This window comes from Ferrimonas sp. SCSIO 43195, from assembly GCF_023716685.1.
GTDB lineage: Bacteria > Pseudomonadota > Gammaproteobacteria > Enterobacterales > Shewanellaceae > Ferrimonas > Ferrimonas kyonanensis.
In genome coordinates, this window is sequence record NZ_CP072679.1 from 3678935 (window position 1) to 3693481 (window position 14547).

Annotated in this window: 11 protein-coding genes; all 11 read left to right on the forward strand. The window is 58.1% G+C overall.

Annotated features, from left to right (window positions below; genetic code table 11):
• Positions 1–125 precede the first annotated feature (125 nt).
• The 11 genes from J8Z22_RS17005 (at position 126) to J8Z22_RS17055 (ending at position 14546) form a co-directional block, all read left to right on the forward strand.
• Entirely contained in the window at positions 126–1082 is a 957-nt protein-coding gene (locus tag J8Z22_RS17005) for a MoxR family ATPase (RefSeq protein ID WP_028114677.1), read from the forward strand.
• A complete protein-coding gene (locus tag J8Z22_RS17010) occupies positions 1082–2002 on the forward strand; it encodes a DUF58 domain-containing protein (protein WP_035416345.1) in 921 nt (306 codons plus the stop codon). Before J8Z22_RS17005 ends, J8Z22_RS17010 begins: the two co-directional genes overlap by 1 nt.
• Positions 1984–2442: a DUF4381 domain-containing protein gene (locus tag J8Z22_RS17015; protein ID WP_252007169.1), complete on the forward strand. Its 459-nt coding sequence runs from the start codon at positions 1984–1986 to the stop codon at positions 2440–2442. The genes J8Z22_RS17010 and J8Z22_RS17015 overlap by 19 nt, the downstream gene beginning before the upstream one ends.
• The gene (locus J8Z22_RS17020) at positions 2436–3416 is read left to right on the forward strand and encodes a VWA domain-containing protein (RefSeq protein ID WP_252007170.1); all 981 of its coding nucleotides are present in this window, start codon (positions 2436–2438) and stop codon (positions 3414–3416) included. Before J8Z22_RS17015 ends, J8Z22_RS17020 begins: the two co-directional genes overlap by 7 nt.
• The gene (locus tag J8Z22_RS17025) at positions 3409–5361 is read left to right on the forward strand and encodes a VWA domain-containing protein (RefSeq protein ID WP_252007171.1); all 1953 of its coding nucleotides are present in this window, start codon (positions 3409–3411) and stop codon (positions 5359–5361) included. Before J8Z22_RS17020 ends, J8Z22_RS17025 begins: the two co-directional genes overlap by 8 nt.
• Entirely contained in the window at positions 5355–6977 is a 1623-nt protein-coding gene (locus tag J8Z22_RS17030; protein ID WP_252007172.1) for a BatD family protein, read from the forward strand. The genes J8Z22_RS17025 and J8Z22_RS17030 overlap by 7 nt, the downstream gene beginning before the upstream one ends.
• Before the next feature lie 138 nt (positions 6978–7115).
• The gene (locus tag J8Z22_RS17035; protein WP_028114682.1) at positions 7116–7682 is read left to right on the forward strand and encodes a sigma-70 family RNA polymerase sigma factor; all 567 of its coding nucleotides are present in this window, start codon (positions 7116–7118) and stop codon (positions 7680–7682) included.
• The gene (locus tag J8Z22_RS17040) at positions 7675–8373 is read left to right on the forward strand and encodes a DUF3379 family protein (protein ID WP_252007173.1); all 699 of its coding nucleotides are present in this window, start codon (positions 7675–7677) and stop codon (positions 8371–8373) included. Before J8Z22_RS17035 ends, J8Z22_RS17040 begins: the two co-directional genes overlap by 8 nt.
• Positions 8374–8728: 355 nt before the next feature.
• The gene (putP, locus tag J8Z22_RS17045) at positions 8729–10168 is read left to right on the forward strand and encodes a sodium/proline symporter PutP (protein WP_252007174.1); all 1440 of its coding nucleotides are present in this window, start codon (positions 8729–8731) and stop codon (positions 10166–10168) included.
• Between the two features lie 361 nt (positions 10169–10529).
• Positions 10530–11843, forward strand: coding sequence for an outer membrane protein transport protein (locus tag J8Z22_RS17050; RefSeq protein ID WP_252007175.1), 1314 nt, complete (start codon positions 10530–10532; stop codon positions 11841–11843).
• A 162-nt stretch (positions 11844–12005) separates the two neighbouring features.
• Positions 12006–14546, forward strand: coding sequence for an RND family transporter (locus tag J8Z22_RS17055; protein ID WP_252007176.1), 2541 nt, complete (start codon positions 12006–12008; stop codon positions 14544–14546).
• Position 14547 lies beyond the last annotated feature (1 nt).

A 14547-nucleotide genomic window follows, 5' to 3' on the forward strand; every position in this document is an offset into this window, starting at 1 on the left:
CAGCACTCGATGCCGCAGCAGGGAACTTTTGGGCTCCAGTCGCCTCAGAATTAGACTCCCTCTGGCAGGGAGTAACTGATTTTAATAGGATAGTATCGGACTTACAGACGAAAGCGGACGCCCACATGTTGCTGGAACGATTTGAACAGGCAAAAAACTACCTCAATCAGATGGTCATCGGCCAGCCTGAGATGGTCGAAGGACTTCTCATCGCGCTGGTGGCCAATGGTCACCTGTTGGTAGAAGGACCACCGGGGCTGGCCAAAACCCGTGCAGTAAAAGCCCTGGCAGACAGCATTGAAGGCAACTTCCATCGAGTCCAGTTTACCCCGGATTTGCTGCCTGCCGATCTGACCGGTACCGATATTTTCAGACAGGAAACCGGTCAGTTTGAGTTTCAGGCTGGACCGCTGTTTCACAACCTGTTGCTGGCCGATGAGATCAATCGGGCACCGGCTAAGGTTCAATCCGCACTGCTTGAGGCCATGGCCGAAAACCAGATAACGGTGGGCAAAACCAGTTATCGGCTGCCAGAACTGTTTTTGGTTCTGGCCACTCAGAACCCCATTGAAAATGAAGGCACCTACCCGCTGCCTGAAGCTCAGCTGGATCGTTTTCTGCTCCACCTGTCTCTGGACTACCCCGGTCCCGATGTCGAAAAGCAAATTCTGGCCCTCAGCCGCCAGGAAGCCCTGTCTGCACCACCACAACCGCCGGTGCCACTGACTCAATCCGAAGTGTTCAGCGCCCGCAAGCAGGCTTTGGAGCTCTACCTGGCGCCGCAACTGGAGGACTACATGGTCCACCTCGTGGACGCCACTCGAGCGCCACAGCGCTACAGCGACCAGTTGCAACGTTACCTGGAGTGGGGCGTAAGCCCAAGGGCCACCATCGCCCTCGAGCGCTGCGCCCGGGCCAGAGCCTGGCTGCACGGCAAGGATTACGTGGCACCGGAAGACATTCAAGCGGTTCTGCCTAATGTCCTCAGACATCGATTACTGCTTAGCTACCAGGCGGAAGCCGAAGGGGTCAATGCCGACGATATCATCAACCAAATTATAAAATTGGTGGCCTTGTCCTAATGGTCAACCTGCCGACTCACAGTAACGGTATTGATGTCAGCCTAGAGGAACTGCTGGTCTACCGAGGCCCGGCAGCACGCAACAACCCGTTTAAAGGCTTACCCCGCACCAGCCACCGTGCCGGCCAGAACCTGAGCCGCATTAAAGGCCGTGGCATGGAGTTTGACGAAGTCCGCCGCTATCAGAGTGGCGACGATGTCCGCACCATCGACTGGCGAGTGACGGCCAGAACCGGCCATGCCCACACCAAGCTGTTTCGAGAAGAACGGGAACGACCGGTGCTGCTGTTTGTGGATCTGGGCAATCGGCTCCACTGCGGCTCCGCCCTACTGCTGCAATCGGTTCAAGCCTGCCACCTTGCAGCGATGCTCGGCTGGCAGAGCATCAACGCCGGCGAACGACTTGGCGGCATTATCTGCCGCGAGGGCGGGCATCGAGAACACAAGCCTCGGGCTCGTCGTCAAGGTATCTCGCCACTGCTGGATTCCCTGGTCGAACTGCACCGGGCTGAACAACAAGCGGAACCTGGGTACCTGGATACCGGGTTGAATCGGTTACGACGACTGGCGCACCCGGGCAGCGTGGTGTTGGTGATCTCCGATGGACTCGGGTTTAACGATCACCATCTCGATATCCTGGCTGAGCTGGCCAGGCACAGCGAAATTCGCCTGTTTCAAATTACCGATCCACTGTCAGAGCGGCTGTCTCAGCTCAATGCCGACGCGGTGTTGCCGGTGTGGTATCAGGGCAAGTTGACCACCCTCAATCAGGCCGGGCGGCAACAATGGCTGCAACAACTGCAACAGGAACAACAGCACTTTGTTCTGGGTAGCCGACAACGTGGCCTGGCAAGAAGCCAGGTGGATGCCGCCGTTCCCTTAACAGAGCAATTGGAAACACTATGGCACCCGATCCGTTAGCTCAATTGAAAGACATCATCACCGAACCGACGCCCTGGTCATGGCCACTGTCTGTCAGCGCCAACCTGGTTGTGCTGGTGTTGATTGTGGCCCTGGGGCTTGGGTTGGTCGTACTATGGCGCCGCCATCGCCACCTGCGCCCATTGCGATGTGCCCAGAGAGAGCTCAAGGCCTTACCCGCAACGGTAACCATTGCCGATGTCAGCGGTTTAATGAAACGCACCGCCCTGTGCTACTACCCCAGAGAGCAGGTCGCGGCCCTGAGCGGCACCGAGTGGACGCAGTGGCTGGCTCAATTTCAAAGTCCCGATCATCAGCGTCAATGGCAACAACTGCAACAGCGGCAATATCAGGCCAATGCCGAGGTCAGTCGAGACAGCATCACAGCCCTGCTGACTCACACCCTTAAACGGCTTAGCAAGGGGAGGAAGCCATGTTAACTCTGGCCTGGCCCTATCTGTTGCTGGCGGTGGTGACTCCTTGGCTACTGCCCCGGCCTCGCCAGCGTCAGGGCGCCGTCACCGCGCTGAAGTTGCCCTGGGGCCAGTCGCCTCTACACAGCAGCGAACGCCGGCCTACACCCGCCTGGATGAAAGCCATCATGCTGTGCGCCTGGTTGGCCCTGATCATTGCCTGCGCCCGACCACAGTGGCTGGGTGAACCGGTGCCTCTTGAGCGACAAGGCCGGGATCTGATGATTGCCGCTGATCTTTCCGGCAGCATGCAGATTCAGGACATGCGCTATCAGGACAACATGATTGATCGCTTCAGCATGATGCAGCACCTGCTTGGCGATTTTGTTCGCCGCCGCGAGGGGGATCGCATCGGCTTAATCCTGTTTGCCGACGGTGCCTACCTGCAAGCGCCACTGACCTTCGACCGTTATACGGTTAAACGCTACCTCGATGAAGCGGTTCTGGGCTTGGTGGGGCAACAAACCGCCATCGGTGATGCCATCGCCCTGGCGGTTAAACGCTTCAGCCAGCTTCAGGACAGCAACAAGGTACTGCTGCTGCTCACCGACGGCAGCAACAATGCAGGCCAATTCAATGTCGATCAGGCCCTGCAACTGGCGAAGAACGCTGGCGTTAAGATCTACGCCATTGGCATTGGCGCCGACAGCCTCAAGCAAACCAGTTGGATGGGCTTCGATACACGCCAGGTCAACCCCAGCCGGGATCTGAATGAAGCGGTGCTTCAGCAGCTGGCCAATGAAACCGGAGGCCAGTACTTTCGGGCCCGCAGCGGTGACAGTATGCAACAGATTTACACCAGGCTCGATCAACTCGAGCCGGTGGCACGAGACGAAAAGAGATGGCGGCCCAAAACCGAACTCTATGCCTGGCCTCTGGGCCTGGCTTTACTGCTGACCGCATTGGGACTGGTTGCCGGCCGGAGGACTCAGCATGACTGACTTTCATCTGATTCGGCCATGGTGGCTACTGGCGTTAGCGCTGCTGCCGCTGCTGTACCTGCTATCAAAGCGATACCGCAATCACGGCCTCAACTGGCAACAGCTGGTGCCCGAACATCTGCAGGCTGCCATGTTGATGCGCCATCAGGATCAGCACCCCAGCCGTCGCAGCCAATGGCCCTGGTGGCTGGCCGCCCTGTGCCTGCTGACCCTCACTGGCCCCAGTTGGACCCGTCTTGAGGTCCCGGTGTTTCAGCTCAACCAGGGCAGGGTCATCGTTATGGACATGTCCTACTCGATGTATGCCACCGATCTAACCCCAAATCGACTGGTTCAATCTCGGTTTAAGGCCATTGACCTCATCAGGAATTTTGACGAGGGGGAAACCGGACTTATCGCCTACGCCGGCGACGCCTTCACCCTGGCACCGATGACTGACGACAAGCAAACCCTGCTCAACCTGATCCCTACCCTATCGCCTGAAATCATGCCGGTTCCCGGCTCCGATCTGCCCAGCGCTTTAGAGTTGGCCAGCACCCTGCTTAAGGATGCGGGTTACCATCAGGGCGAGATCATTCTGTTTATTGACGGCATCAACGATGAACACGCGGCCCGAGCACTGGAGCTGGCCCAATCCCAGCCGTGGAACCTGAAAGTGTACGTGCTGGGCACCGACGCCGGCGCCCCCATGCGCCGCTCCGACGGCAAGCTGGTGAAAAACCGGGCCGGAGAGGTGATCGTGGCTCAAGCCAATACGCCGTTATTAAAAAAACTGGCCGATGCCGGCAACGGGGTACTGATTCCGTTCCGCCCGGATGATCAGGATATCGCGACTTTGGCTGCCCCCCTGCAACGCCAGGGCCACAGCGATGAGTCTCAACAGCAACAGCGCCGCACCAGCCAATGGCAGGATATGGGCGTCTATCTTCTGCCCCTGCTGCTGCTGCCAGCGGCCTGGTTCGTCCGCCGTTACCTGCCATTACTGATGCTGTCGCTAGTGCTGCTGCCTCCCCCCCCTGCCAACGCCGCCTGGTGGCAATCGTCTCAGTCTCAGGCCAATGAACTGATGCGCCAGGGTCAACATCAACAGGCCACCGAACTGCTGCCGGACGGCAATCAAAAAGCCGAAGCCTACTACCGCAGCAACCAGTTTGAGCAGGCTCTGACCCAATACCAGCAGCTGCCCCAAACGGCCGAGTCGCTGTACAATCAAGGCAATGCTCTGGCCCACCTGAACCAACTCAAACAGGCGCAACAGGCTTATGAACAAGCACTGCAGCTCAATCCCGCTCTGGACGCCGCTGCCGCCAACTTGAACCTGGTCAAACAGCTTCAACAGCAACAGCAACAACAACAGCAACAGCAACAGCAACAAGGCGACGGCGATAACACCCAGAGTCAAAGCCAAGGCGATAACAATCAAGGGCAAGACAACGACCCGAATCAGGGCCAAGACCCACAGCAAAATCCACAGTCCGGCGATCAAGACGGTCAGGGCCAGCAAAGCCAGGACTCGCCTCAGAATCCGGATTCGAGCCAGGAGCAAAGCACCGCCAAGGATCAACCTCAACCTGCAGCGGATGCCGAACCACAGCCGGACGACAACAACGACCCCAGCAATCGCACGCAGTCAGAGGCCCAACCACAGCCCCCGCAACCGCCGGTTTCCTCTGGCCCCGATGATGCGCAGGCGTCGCAGACAAGGGACGAGTTTGAATCCGGCGCCGAAAACGATCCATCGCCGAAACAGCCTCAATCTCAACTCGGGGCAGCGGCCGAAACGGAACTCGCCCCTGAGCAGCAAACGCCAGCGACGTCCATCGATGCCCGCACGCTGGAGCGGATTCCCGACGACCCCAGCCTGCTGCTGAGAAACAAGATGAAACTAGAGTATGAGCGCCGCCGCCGGGCTGGCCAGATAAATGAGGAGCGTACCCAGTGGTAAATCGATTGGTACTGCTATTGATGCTATGCATCTCCCCCGCTTGCTGGGCCTACAGCAGCTTAACAGCCAGTGTGGATGCCAATCCGGTTGTGGCCAATCAATCGTTCGTGCTGACGGTCATTGCCGACGATGAAGTCGATGCCAACGCCCTGGACACCACGGCCCTGCAACGCCAATTCACCGTGGTTCGCAACAACGTTAGCCGCTCCACCCAGATCATTAATTTCAACACCCGCAGGGAAACACGCTGGCAGTTAGTGCTGATCCCCAAAGACACCGGCACCGTCACCATTCCGCCGCTAACGGCCGATGGCTTGCAAAGCCAGCCCATCACCCTGAAGGTGGTGGCAGACAATGCCGAAGCCGGTCAATTGGCCACCGTCTTCATGAAGGCCGGGCTTAACGAACATGAGGTATGGCTGGGCCAGCCCGTAGACTACTGGGTCAAACTGTACCTGGCGGCAGAACTGCAACGAGGCCAGTTGACCGAGCCGCAACTGGCCAACGCCAGTGTCATGCAACTCGGTCAGGACAAGAACAGCAATGAGGTGGTGAACGGTCGTCGTTACCGGGTGATCGAGCGCCATTATCTGGTCACCCCACAACAAGCCGGCACCCTAACGCTCAAGGGCTCGGATTTCAGCGGTGACATCCTCAAGCCAGGGCGCAGCAACGATCTGTTTGCCCGCAGCCTGTCCACACCGGTGCAGGTGATGGGCAGCCCGCTGACCCTGACGGTCAAACAGCCCCCGGCGTCGTTCACCGAGCCGTGGCTGGTGGCCAATGCCGTGTCCCTGTCTGAACAGTGGAATCCACAACAACTGACCGTAAAGGTTGGCGATCCCATTACTCGAATCATCAACCTGACCGCCGTCGGCACCTCGGAAGCGGCATTGCCAAATCTAAAGCTGGACTACCCCAAAGGACTCAAAAGCTACCCGGACAAAGCCGAACGGGGGGACGACCCGCAAGGCAAAGAGATCGTTGCCCGCCTGCAGCAAAGCACCGCCATTGTGGCTTCCAGCGCCGGAGAGTACACCCTGCCTGAGATTCGGGTCGCCTGGTGGAATGCCAAACTCAACCGCAAAGAGTACGCCACTCTGCCGGCCCGTACCCTGACGGTACTGCCCTCAGAGGCCAGCGCATCGCCAGCTCCAGCGTCGGCGCCCTCACAGCCCGAGCAGGCCCAGCCCCGCCAACCTCAGGAATCTTCACTGTGGCGATACCTGTCGATGCTGCTCGCCCTGGCGCTGGTGCTGACCTTTATCTGGGGCTATCGGCGTCAGCCGACGGCCGCCGCGGTCACCGTGGCGCCTTCGCCGCAACCCGGACCCGAGCGTGGATTCACCCAGGCCGCGCAAAACAACGATCTTCAGCGGGCGCTGAAACTGCTGCCCGCCCACTTGGACGGCATTCGCGGTCCCACACCGTCACTGACCCAGGTCCGGCAGCAATTCCCGGAACTGGCACCAGAGCTGGACCGGTTGCAGCAGGCCCGGTTCGGTCGACAGCAACACCCGGCCCAGACAACCGAGTTGTTAAGATTGGTGGCCGCAGCACAACAAAAAGTTCAACAAAACCAACAACACTTACCAGAACTTAACCCCAAAGCCTGAAAAACAGATACACTCTGTACCTATGGCATCAGCACTCACGATCAGGAGCGCGTCCTCCTGACCGGCCACTCACTCCAGTACACCGGCAATGTCGGTGTCTGGCAGTGAAGGCCGCCGCCCGGGACAGGCAACAAAAAAATGTTGAAAATATTCCGAAAGAAAACGCAGGCTTCACCGGTCTTAGATGACATGGTGAGTAAACAAAAACGTTATGAAAGCCTGGTTAGGGCTTTGAATACAGAGATCTACCGCTATGCCTACTGGCTCAGCGGCAACCCCACTGTGGCGGAAGATCTGGTTCAGGAGACCTTTCTCAGAGCTTGGAAAGCGCTGGATTCCCTCAAGGATGACAAGGCGGCCAAGGCCTGGCTGATCACCATTTTGCGGCGTGAAAATGCCCGCCGGTTTGAGCGCAAACAGCTGGATGTCAGTGACATCGACGATTATCAGGTCGCCGACAACCACGCCACCAGCAATGAACAACTGGTGGACAACGCCTTGCTTCGCAAGCACATCGCCGCACTGGCTGAGGACTACCGAGAACCCCTGGTATTACAGGTGTTGCACGGCTTTAATGGCGACGAAATCGCTGAAATTATGGGTTTAAACAGAAACACTGTGATGACCCGATTGTTTCGGGCCCGCAACCAACTGCGTGAGAGACTCGAAGACAAATCGCTTTCCCGGGAGTTAAACAATGGATGAATTAGAGTTCCGTCGGCAAGCTTATGCCGATCCAAACAATCAGGAGCAGGACTTCATCGACGCCATCTCACAAGAGGCGCCCCGTCAAAGCTTTGTCGATGAACTTCAGCAAATGGACGACCATCTTGCCGCGGCCATGAAGGTAGCGCCGCCGGAAGATCTGGCCAACCGTATCTTGCTGCAGCAAAACCTGAACCAGTTTCAACGGCAGAAAAAGCAGCAGCGCTTTCACCTTGCTGCTGCGGCCTCGGTGGCTTTCGTCATTGGGTTGTCACTGACCTTCATTCGTCAGCCTGTTAGCCTAGGGGACCACGCCCTGGCCCATGTGGCCCACGAAGCCGGCTTTGCCGACAAGGTGGACGAAGCGGTCAGCCTCCAAGCCCTGAACACCAAGCTGGCCAGTTTCGGCGGTAAGATGGAGCAGATGCCAGGCCACATCTACTACGCCAACTACTGCGATTTCGACGGCGTTCGTAGCCTGCACATGGTGATGGACACCCCGGACGGAAAGATGACGGTGTTCTTCGTGCCTAAAGAGCAGAACAAATCCATGTCACCCGAGTTTGGCAATGACAAATACACCGGTGAAGCCTTTGAAATGGGCCGTTTCCAGATTGCCGTGGTCGGCGGCAAGCAGCAGCACATTGATTCGGCCGTCTCCATGCTGAGAAGCACCGTTTCCAGCATCTGATTGCTCCAGAGCCAACCGGCCTGCCGGTTGGCTCACCGCCTCGCTCTCAACAGCGTTCCATCCTGCTGATGACCCGTCCCCCGGCGGCCTTGGCCTCAATCGCCCGCCCCTCGCGGCCCCAGGCAGCATAAAGCCCCGTTCGTGAAGGTAGTCACATATAGCCGTCTCTGATAGGATGAAAACCGATTGGGATTACGTGCCCATCTGTCTGTTTGATTTTTCATCACATTTGTTGAGTTTCGCCACGTCGCAGCCAACAAATCAACATCAATGCCTTCAGACTCAGCAATCAACACTCAGCAGCCTTCACCGGCTGCCATGAGACCGTGTTTAATAAACAACATAAAGTAGACTCATGATTTCTACCCCAGCACTCATAACCTTTTTCGGTTATCTGATTCTGTTGTTGGTGATCGGTACCCTAGCCTACCGCGCCACAACCACATCCAGTGACTACATCCTGGGCGGCCGTAAAATGGGCCCCGCCGTCACCGCACTCAGTGTCGGTGCATCCGACATGTCCGGCTGGTTGCTGCTTGGCCTGCCCGGCGCGGTGTACCTCTCCGGCCTCGGTGAGATGTGGATTGGGGTCGGCCTGCTGGTCGGCGCCTGGATAAACTGGCTGGTGGTGGCCAAACGGCTGCGCATCTACACCCACTTCACCGACGATGCCCTGACCATGCCGGATTTCCTGGAAAAACGATTCCATGATACCGGTGCCTTACGCCTGGTCGCCGCCAGCATCACCCTGCTGTTTTTCGTGTTCTACACCTCCTCCGGCATGGTCGGTGGCGCCATCCTGTTCGAAAAAGTATTTGGGCTGGATTACCTGACGGCGCTGATGATCGGCAGTGCCATCATCGTCTCCTACACCTTTGTGGGCGGTTTTTTTGCCGTCAGTTGGACCGATTTCCTGCAGGGCTTACTGATGCTGTTTGCGTTGTTGCTGGTGCCCACTATGGTCTTCGGTATTCAGGGAGCCAGTGTCGACACCTTGCCCGCCTCGATGACCCAACTGGTCTCAGACAACACCACGACCATCGGCATGCTGTCCCTACTGGCCTGGGGCCTGGGCTACTTTGGCCAGCCCCACATCCTGAGCCGGTTTATGGCCATCGGTGACGTTAAGGATCTGCCTCTGTCGCGCCGCATCGCCATGAGTTGGATGGTACTGTCACTACTGGGGGCCCTGGCTACCGGACTGGCAGGGGCGGTGCACTTCCACGGCGAAACTCTGGCCAACTCTGAGACGGTGTTCATCGAACTGAGCCGAGTGCTGTTTAACCCCTGGCTGGCTGGCATTCTGATTGCCGCCATCCTGTCGGCCATCATGAGCACCATCGATTCACAGCTGCTGGTGTGCTCCTCGGTGGTCACCGAAGATTTCTATAAGAAATGGCTGCGACCCGACGCCAGTGAGCGGGAAAAAGTGATGGTCGGCCGACTGACCGTCTTGGCGGTGGCGGTGATTGCGACCCTCATCGCCCTGGATCCGGAAAGCACCGTGCTGGAACTGGTCAGCTACGCCTGGGCCGGCTTCGGCGCCTCCTTCGGCCCGGTAATCCTGCTGGCACTGTACTGGAAACACTACAGCCGCTTCGGCGCCATCGCCACCATTTTGGTGGGGGCGATCACCGTGGTGGCCTGGAAGCAGATGCAGGGCGGAATCTTTGATCTTTATGAAATTTTGCCTGGCTTCCTGTTCGCGACTCTGGCCGGTATTGTGGTCAGCAAACTGTTACCAGCCGATAACAAAACTCAGGATTTGCACCACAACTTTGAGCAAAAGCTCTAAGCTTTTCTGTTTGCGGGGGCAACCACCCCCGCACATCTCTCTGCCAATTCACAACCTCACAGACAGTTTCCCCTTCCCGGTATTAATTTAGGATATTCACTCTAAATTCCGACCCTCAATACACATACCCTTAACATGGTGTGATATAGCTTCACAATCGAAGCATTTCGTGGCAGATTCACTCTAAAATACGTTCTGGTCGGAGCTGTATTGGCGCCCAATCCCCCCTACAATGGCGCCAATTCAAAGGGGCGTATTTTGGGTTTGAACATGCGTCGAACTCCGCCGAAAAAAGACACATATAAAGACCCCGAGGTTCGTCCGACGGGATAATAATAACAATCTGAATTTAGAGAGAGTTATGAAGACGTTTAACAAGACGATTATTGCTACTGCGCTGATGGCCATCAGCACCGGTTCCTCAGCGGCCGGCTTCCTGCTTAACGAAACCTCCGTATCTGGCCTGGGCCGAGCCTTCGCCGGTGAAGGTGTTGCTGCAGACGATGCCGCCGTACTGGCCCGTAACCCGGCCGCCATGTCACTGTTCGATGAAACCGCCATCTCCATCGTTGGCACCTACATCGATCCCGGTGTCGACATGCAGGGTGTCAGCGGTGCAGCCGATCCAAACGATCTGGACATCGACGGCGCCGCCCCTACCGCCTTCGTGCCCGCCGCCTACCTGATCATGCCTCTGAACGACAAGGTCGCCATCGGTTTCGCCGGTTTCTCCAACTTCGGTCTGGGCACCGACTTCGGTAGCGATTACGCGGCGGGTTCCATCGCCGGTAAGACCGAAGTGATGACCATGAACCTGAACGCCAGCGTCTCCTACCGCTTCAACGACCACTGGTCATTGGGTCTGGGCGCCAACGTCATCTACGGTGACGCCGAGCTGAAACGCTACGCCGGTAATATGTCCGACAACCCGGCCATGAACCCCATCCTGCCAAGCTACGACACCACACTGGCGGACATGTCCGGTGACGGCTTTGGCTATGGCTACAACGTCGGCGTGATGTACGAACTGAACGACGACCATCGTTTCTCCGTCACCTACCGCTCTCAGGTGACCGTAGAGCTGGAAGGCCAGTGGAAGAACGACATCACCACCATGGTTCCCGGTGTCTCTGATGCCCTGAGCGCCACCGGTGGCCAGTCCATCGACGGCACCCTGGACCTGGAACTGCCGGACATCTTTGAGTTCTCCGGTTACCACAAGGTCAGCGACAAGCTGACGCTGCACACCACCGTGATGTGGACCGGCTGGAGCGTGTTTGAAGAGATTCGCGGCGTGGCCGATCAGGACTTCAATGACGGCGCCGTCTCCATCAGCAAGGGCGATACCGTGCTGCTGAAGAATGAAAACTTCGAAGACGCCTGGCGCTTCGGCATCGGTGCTACCTACAACGTCAGCTCAGAGTTTACGCTGCGTACCGGTATCGCTTACGACGAAACCCCGGTGCCAGAAAGCCACCGCTCCATCTCCATTCCAGATTCCGATCGCGTCTGGTACAGCATCGGTGCTAACTACCAGCTGTCTGACAACGCCAACATCGATCTGGCCTTCTCCTACATCGATGGCGAGCAGGTGGAAGTGAACGAAGACGGCTACGTGCTGAACTCCGAAGGCAACGCCTTCCTGGTGGGCGCTCAGTTCAACTACAGCTTCTAAACCCAGCTGACTCCCTGAACAACAAAAACCGCGACACGATGTCGCGGTTTTTTTGTTTCTTGCCTTCCCTCCCGCGTAAAGAGGTACCCTCGAAGGAAATCCAACATTGAATATTAGAAAAAACTAAACTATAGTACCCTTAATAAATTAGGGAGCTCTAATATGAAAGCCTGGCTGATTCACTTCGCCACCCACTATCCGAAACGGGTATACGCTCTGGTGCTGGCCCTGACGCTGTTGGCCGCCGCGCTGGTACCGATGATCCAGATCGACACCGACCCGGAGAACATGCTGCCGGAAAACGATGCCGCCAGGCTGTTTCACAACGCCACCAAAGCCGAATTCGCCCTCTATGACAGCATCGTTGTCGGCGCCGTCACGGATCAGCCACAGGGGATCTTCACACCGGAATCTCTGCAGCAGATGGCCGCCATTACCGACGCCATCCTGACCATTGACGGGGTGGTGAAAGCCGACCTGATGGCGCTGTCTACCGTGGATAACATCTCCCAGTCGGCACCGGGCACCATCCGCTTTGAGTACATGATGAAATCGGCGCCCACGGATCCACAGCAGGCCAGCGCCATTGGCGATGCCGTCGCCCGGTTGCCACTGCTGAACAACACCCTGGTCTCCGGCGACCGCCAGGCCGCCGCCATCTATGTGCCTCTGAAAGACAAAGATCAGAGCTTTGCCATCGCCGAGCAGATTCGGGCCATCATCGCCGACCAGCAACCGAGCGCCCACTACTACCTGACCGGCCTGCCAGTGGCAGAAAACCAGTTTGGTCACGAGATGTTTGTTCAGATGGCCATCGCCGCCCCCATGGCCGGAGTGATGATTTTCCTGTTGATGTGGTATTTTTTCCGCTCGCTGCCGCTGGTGGTCGCGCCGATGTTGGTGGCCATGGCCACGGTGATCATCATTGTCGGCAGCCTCATCGGCCTGGGCTTTACCGTTCACATCATGTCGTCGATGATCGCCATCTTCCTGATGCCCATCGCGGTGGTGGACTCCATCCACATCATGAGCGAATTTGCCGACCACTACCGTCCCGGCCAACAGGCCAAGAAGGTGATCACTCAGGTGGTCAATGACCTGTTCACGCCGATGCTGTTTACCTCGGTCACCTCGGCGGTGGGCTTCTTCTCACTGATGATCACCCCTATCCCGCCGGTTCAGGTGTTTGGCGCCTTTGTCGGCACTGGCATCCTGCTGGCCTTCCTGTTGACCATTATCCTGCTGCCGGCTTACATCGTGCGCTTGTCTCCCGATGCCCTGAGCAAGATGCAGCAGCGCCTGCATACGCCCAAGGCTCCGGGACTGCTGAGCAAACTGCTGCACGCCACCGGCCAGCGCAGCGTTCGCCGGGCGAAGCCGATAGTGGCCATCAGCCTGGCCGTTCTGGCCTTCAGCTTTTGGGGGATCAGCAAGATACAGATCAATGACAACCCGATCCGCTGGTTCAAAAGCAACCACGACATCCGCGTTGCCGACGTCGCCCTGAACCAGCATTTTGCCGGCACCTACGATGGCTACCTGGTGTTGTCCGCCCATGATCGGCCCTCTATGGACACCAGACTGCAAACCACAGTCGTGGAACTGCTCGGCCCCGAGTACCAAGCGCTGGCGCACTCAGCCAGCACTGGCAACGCCGAAGCGCTGCAGCAACTGATCCTGGCCACCGACGATGCCAGCTTTGAGCGCGACGATCCGCGGCTGCCGACCCTGCTGGCGCAGCTGGAACAAGTGGCGGAGCAACAACGACGCTTCCTCGACCCGAGCCTGCTGCACTGGGTCGACGACCTGCAGCGTCACCTCGACGACTCCGGCCTGGTGGGCAAGAGCAACAGCCTGTCGGACATCGTCAAGACCGTTAACCGAGAACTGCGCAGCGGCGAAGATCACGACCTGGCGCTGCCGGACAGTGCCGCCGGCGTGGCCCAGACCCTGCTGCAGTATCAGTCCAGCCATCGCCCCAATGACCTGTGGCACTTCGTAACCCCGGACTACCGCAAGGGGTTAATCTGGTTGCAACTGACCTCCGGTGACAATCAACACATGAGCCAGGTGATCGCCGAAGTGGACCAGTTCCTCAGCCAGCACCCGGCTCCCAGCGGCATCGAGGTCAACTGGGCCGGCAAGGCCTACATTAATGTGATCTGGCAAGACGCCATGGTCAGCGGCATGCGCGACAGCCTGCTGTCGGCGTTCGCCATCGTTCTGGTGATGATGGTGCTGCTGTTCCGCTCGCCCCTGTATGGCCTGCTTGCCATGGTGCCGCTGACATTAACCATCAGCTTTATCTATGGGCTTATCGGCTGGCTCGGGAAAGATTACGACATGCCCATCGCGGTATTGTCCGCCCTGACCCTGGGTCTGTCGGTGGACTTTGCCATTCACTTCCTCGAGCGCTTCCGGGAACAGCTGAAACGACTCGGCCAGGTTCGACCGGCCCTGATCGCCATGTATCAGGAGCCGGCCCGCGCCATCAGCCGCAACGCCATTGTTATCGCCTTGGGATTCACCCCGCTGTTGTTGGCGCCACTGGTGCCCTACATCACCGTCGGTGTGCTGTTGGCCAGCATCATGGCGATCTCGGCGCTGGCCACCCTGGTGCTGTTGCCCGCCTGTCTGTGGCTGCTGGCACCACGATTGACGCCCCAGCTTCAACCGACCCCAGCCCCCCAACATCAGGAGTAGA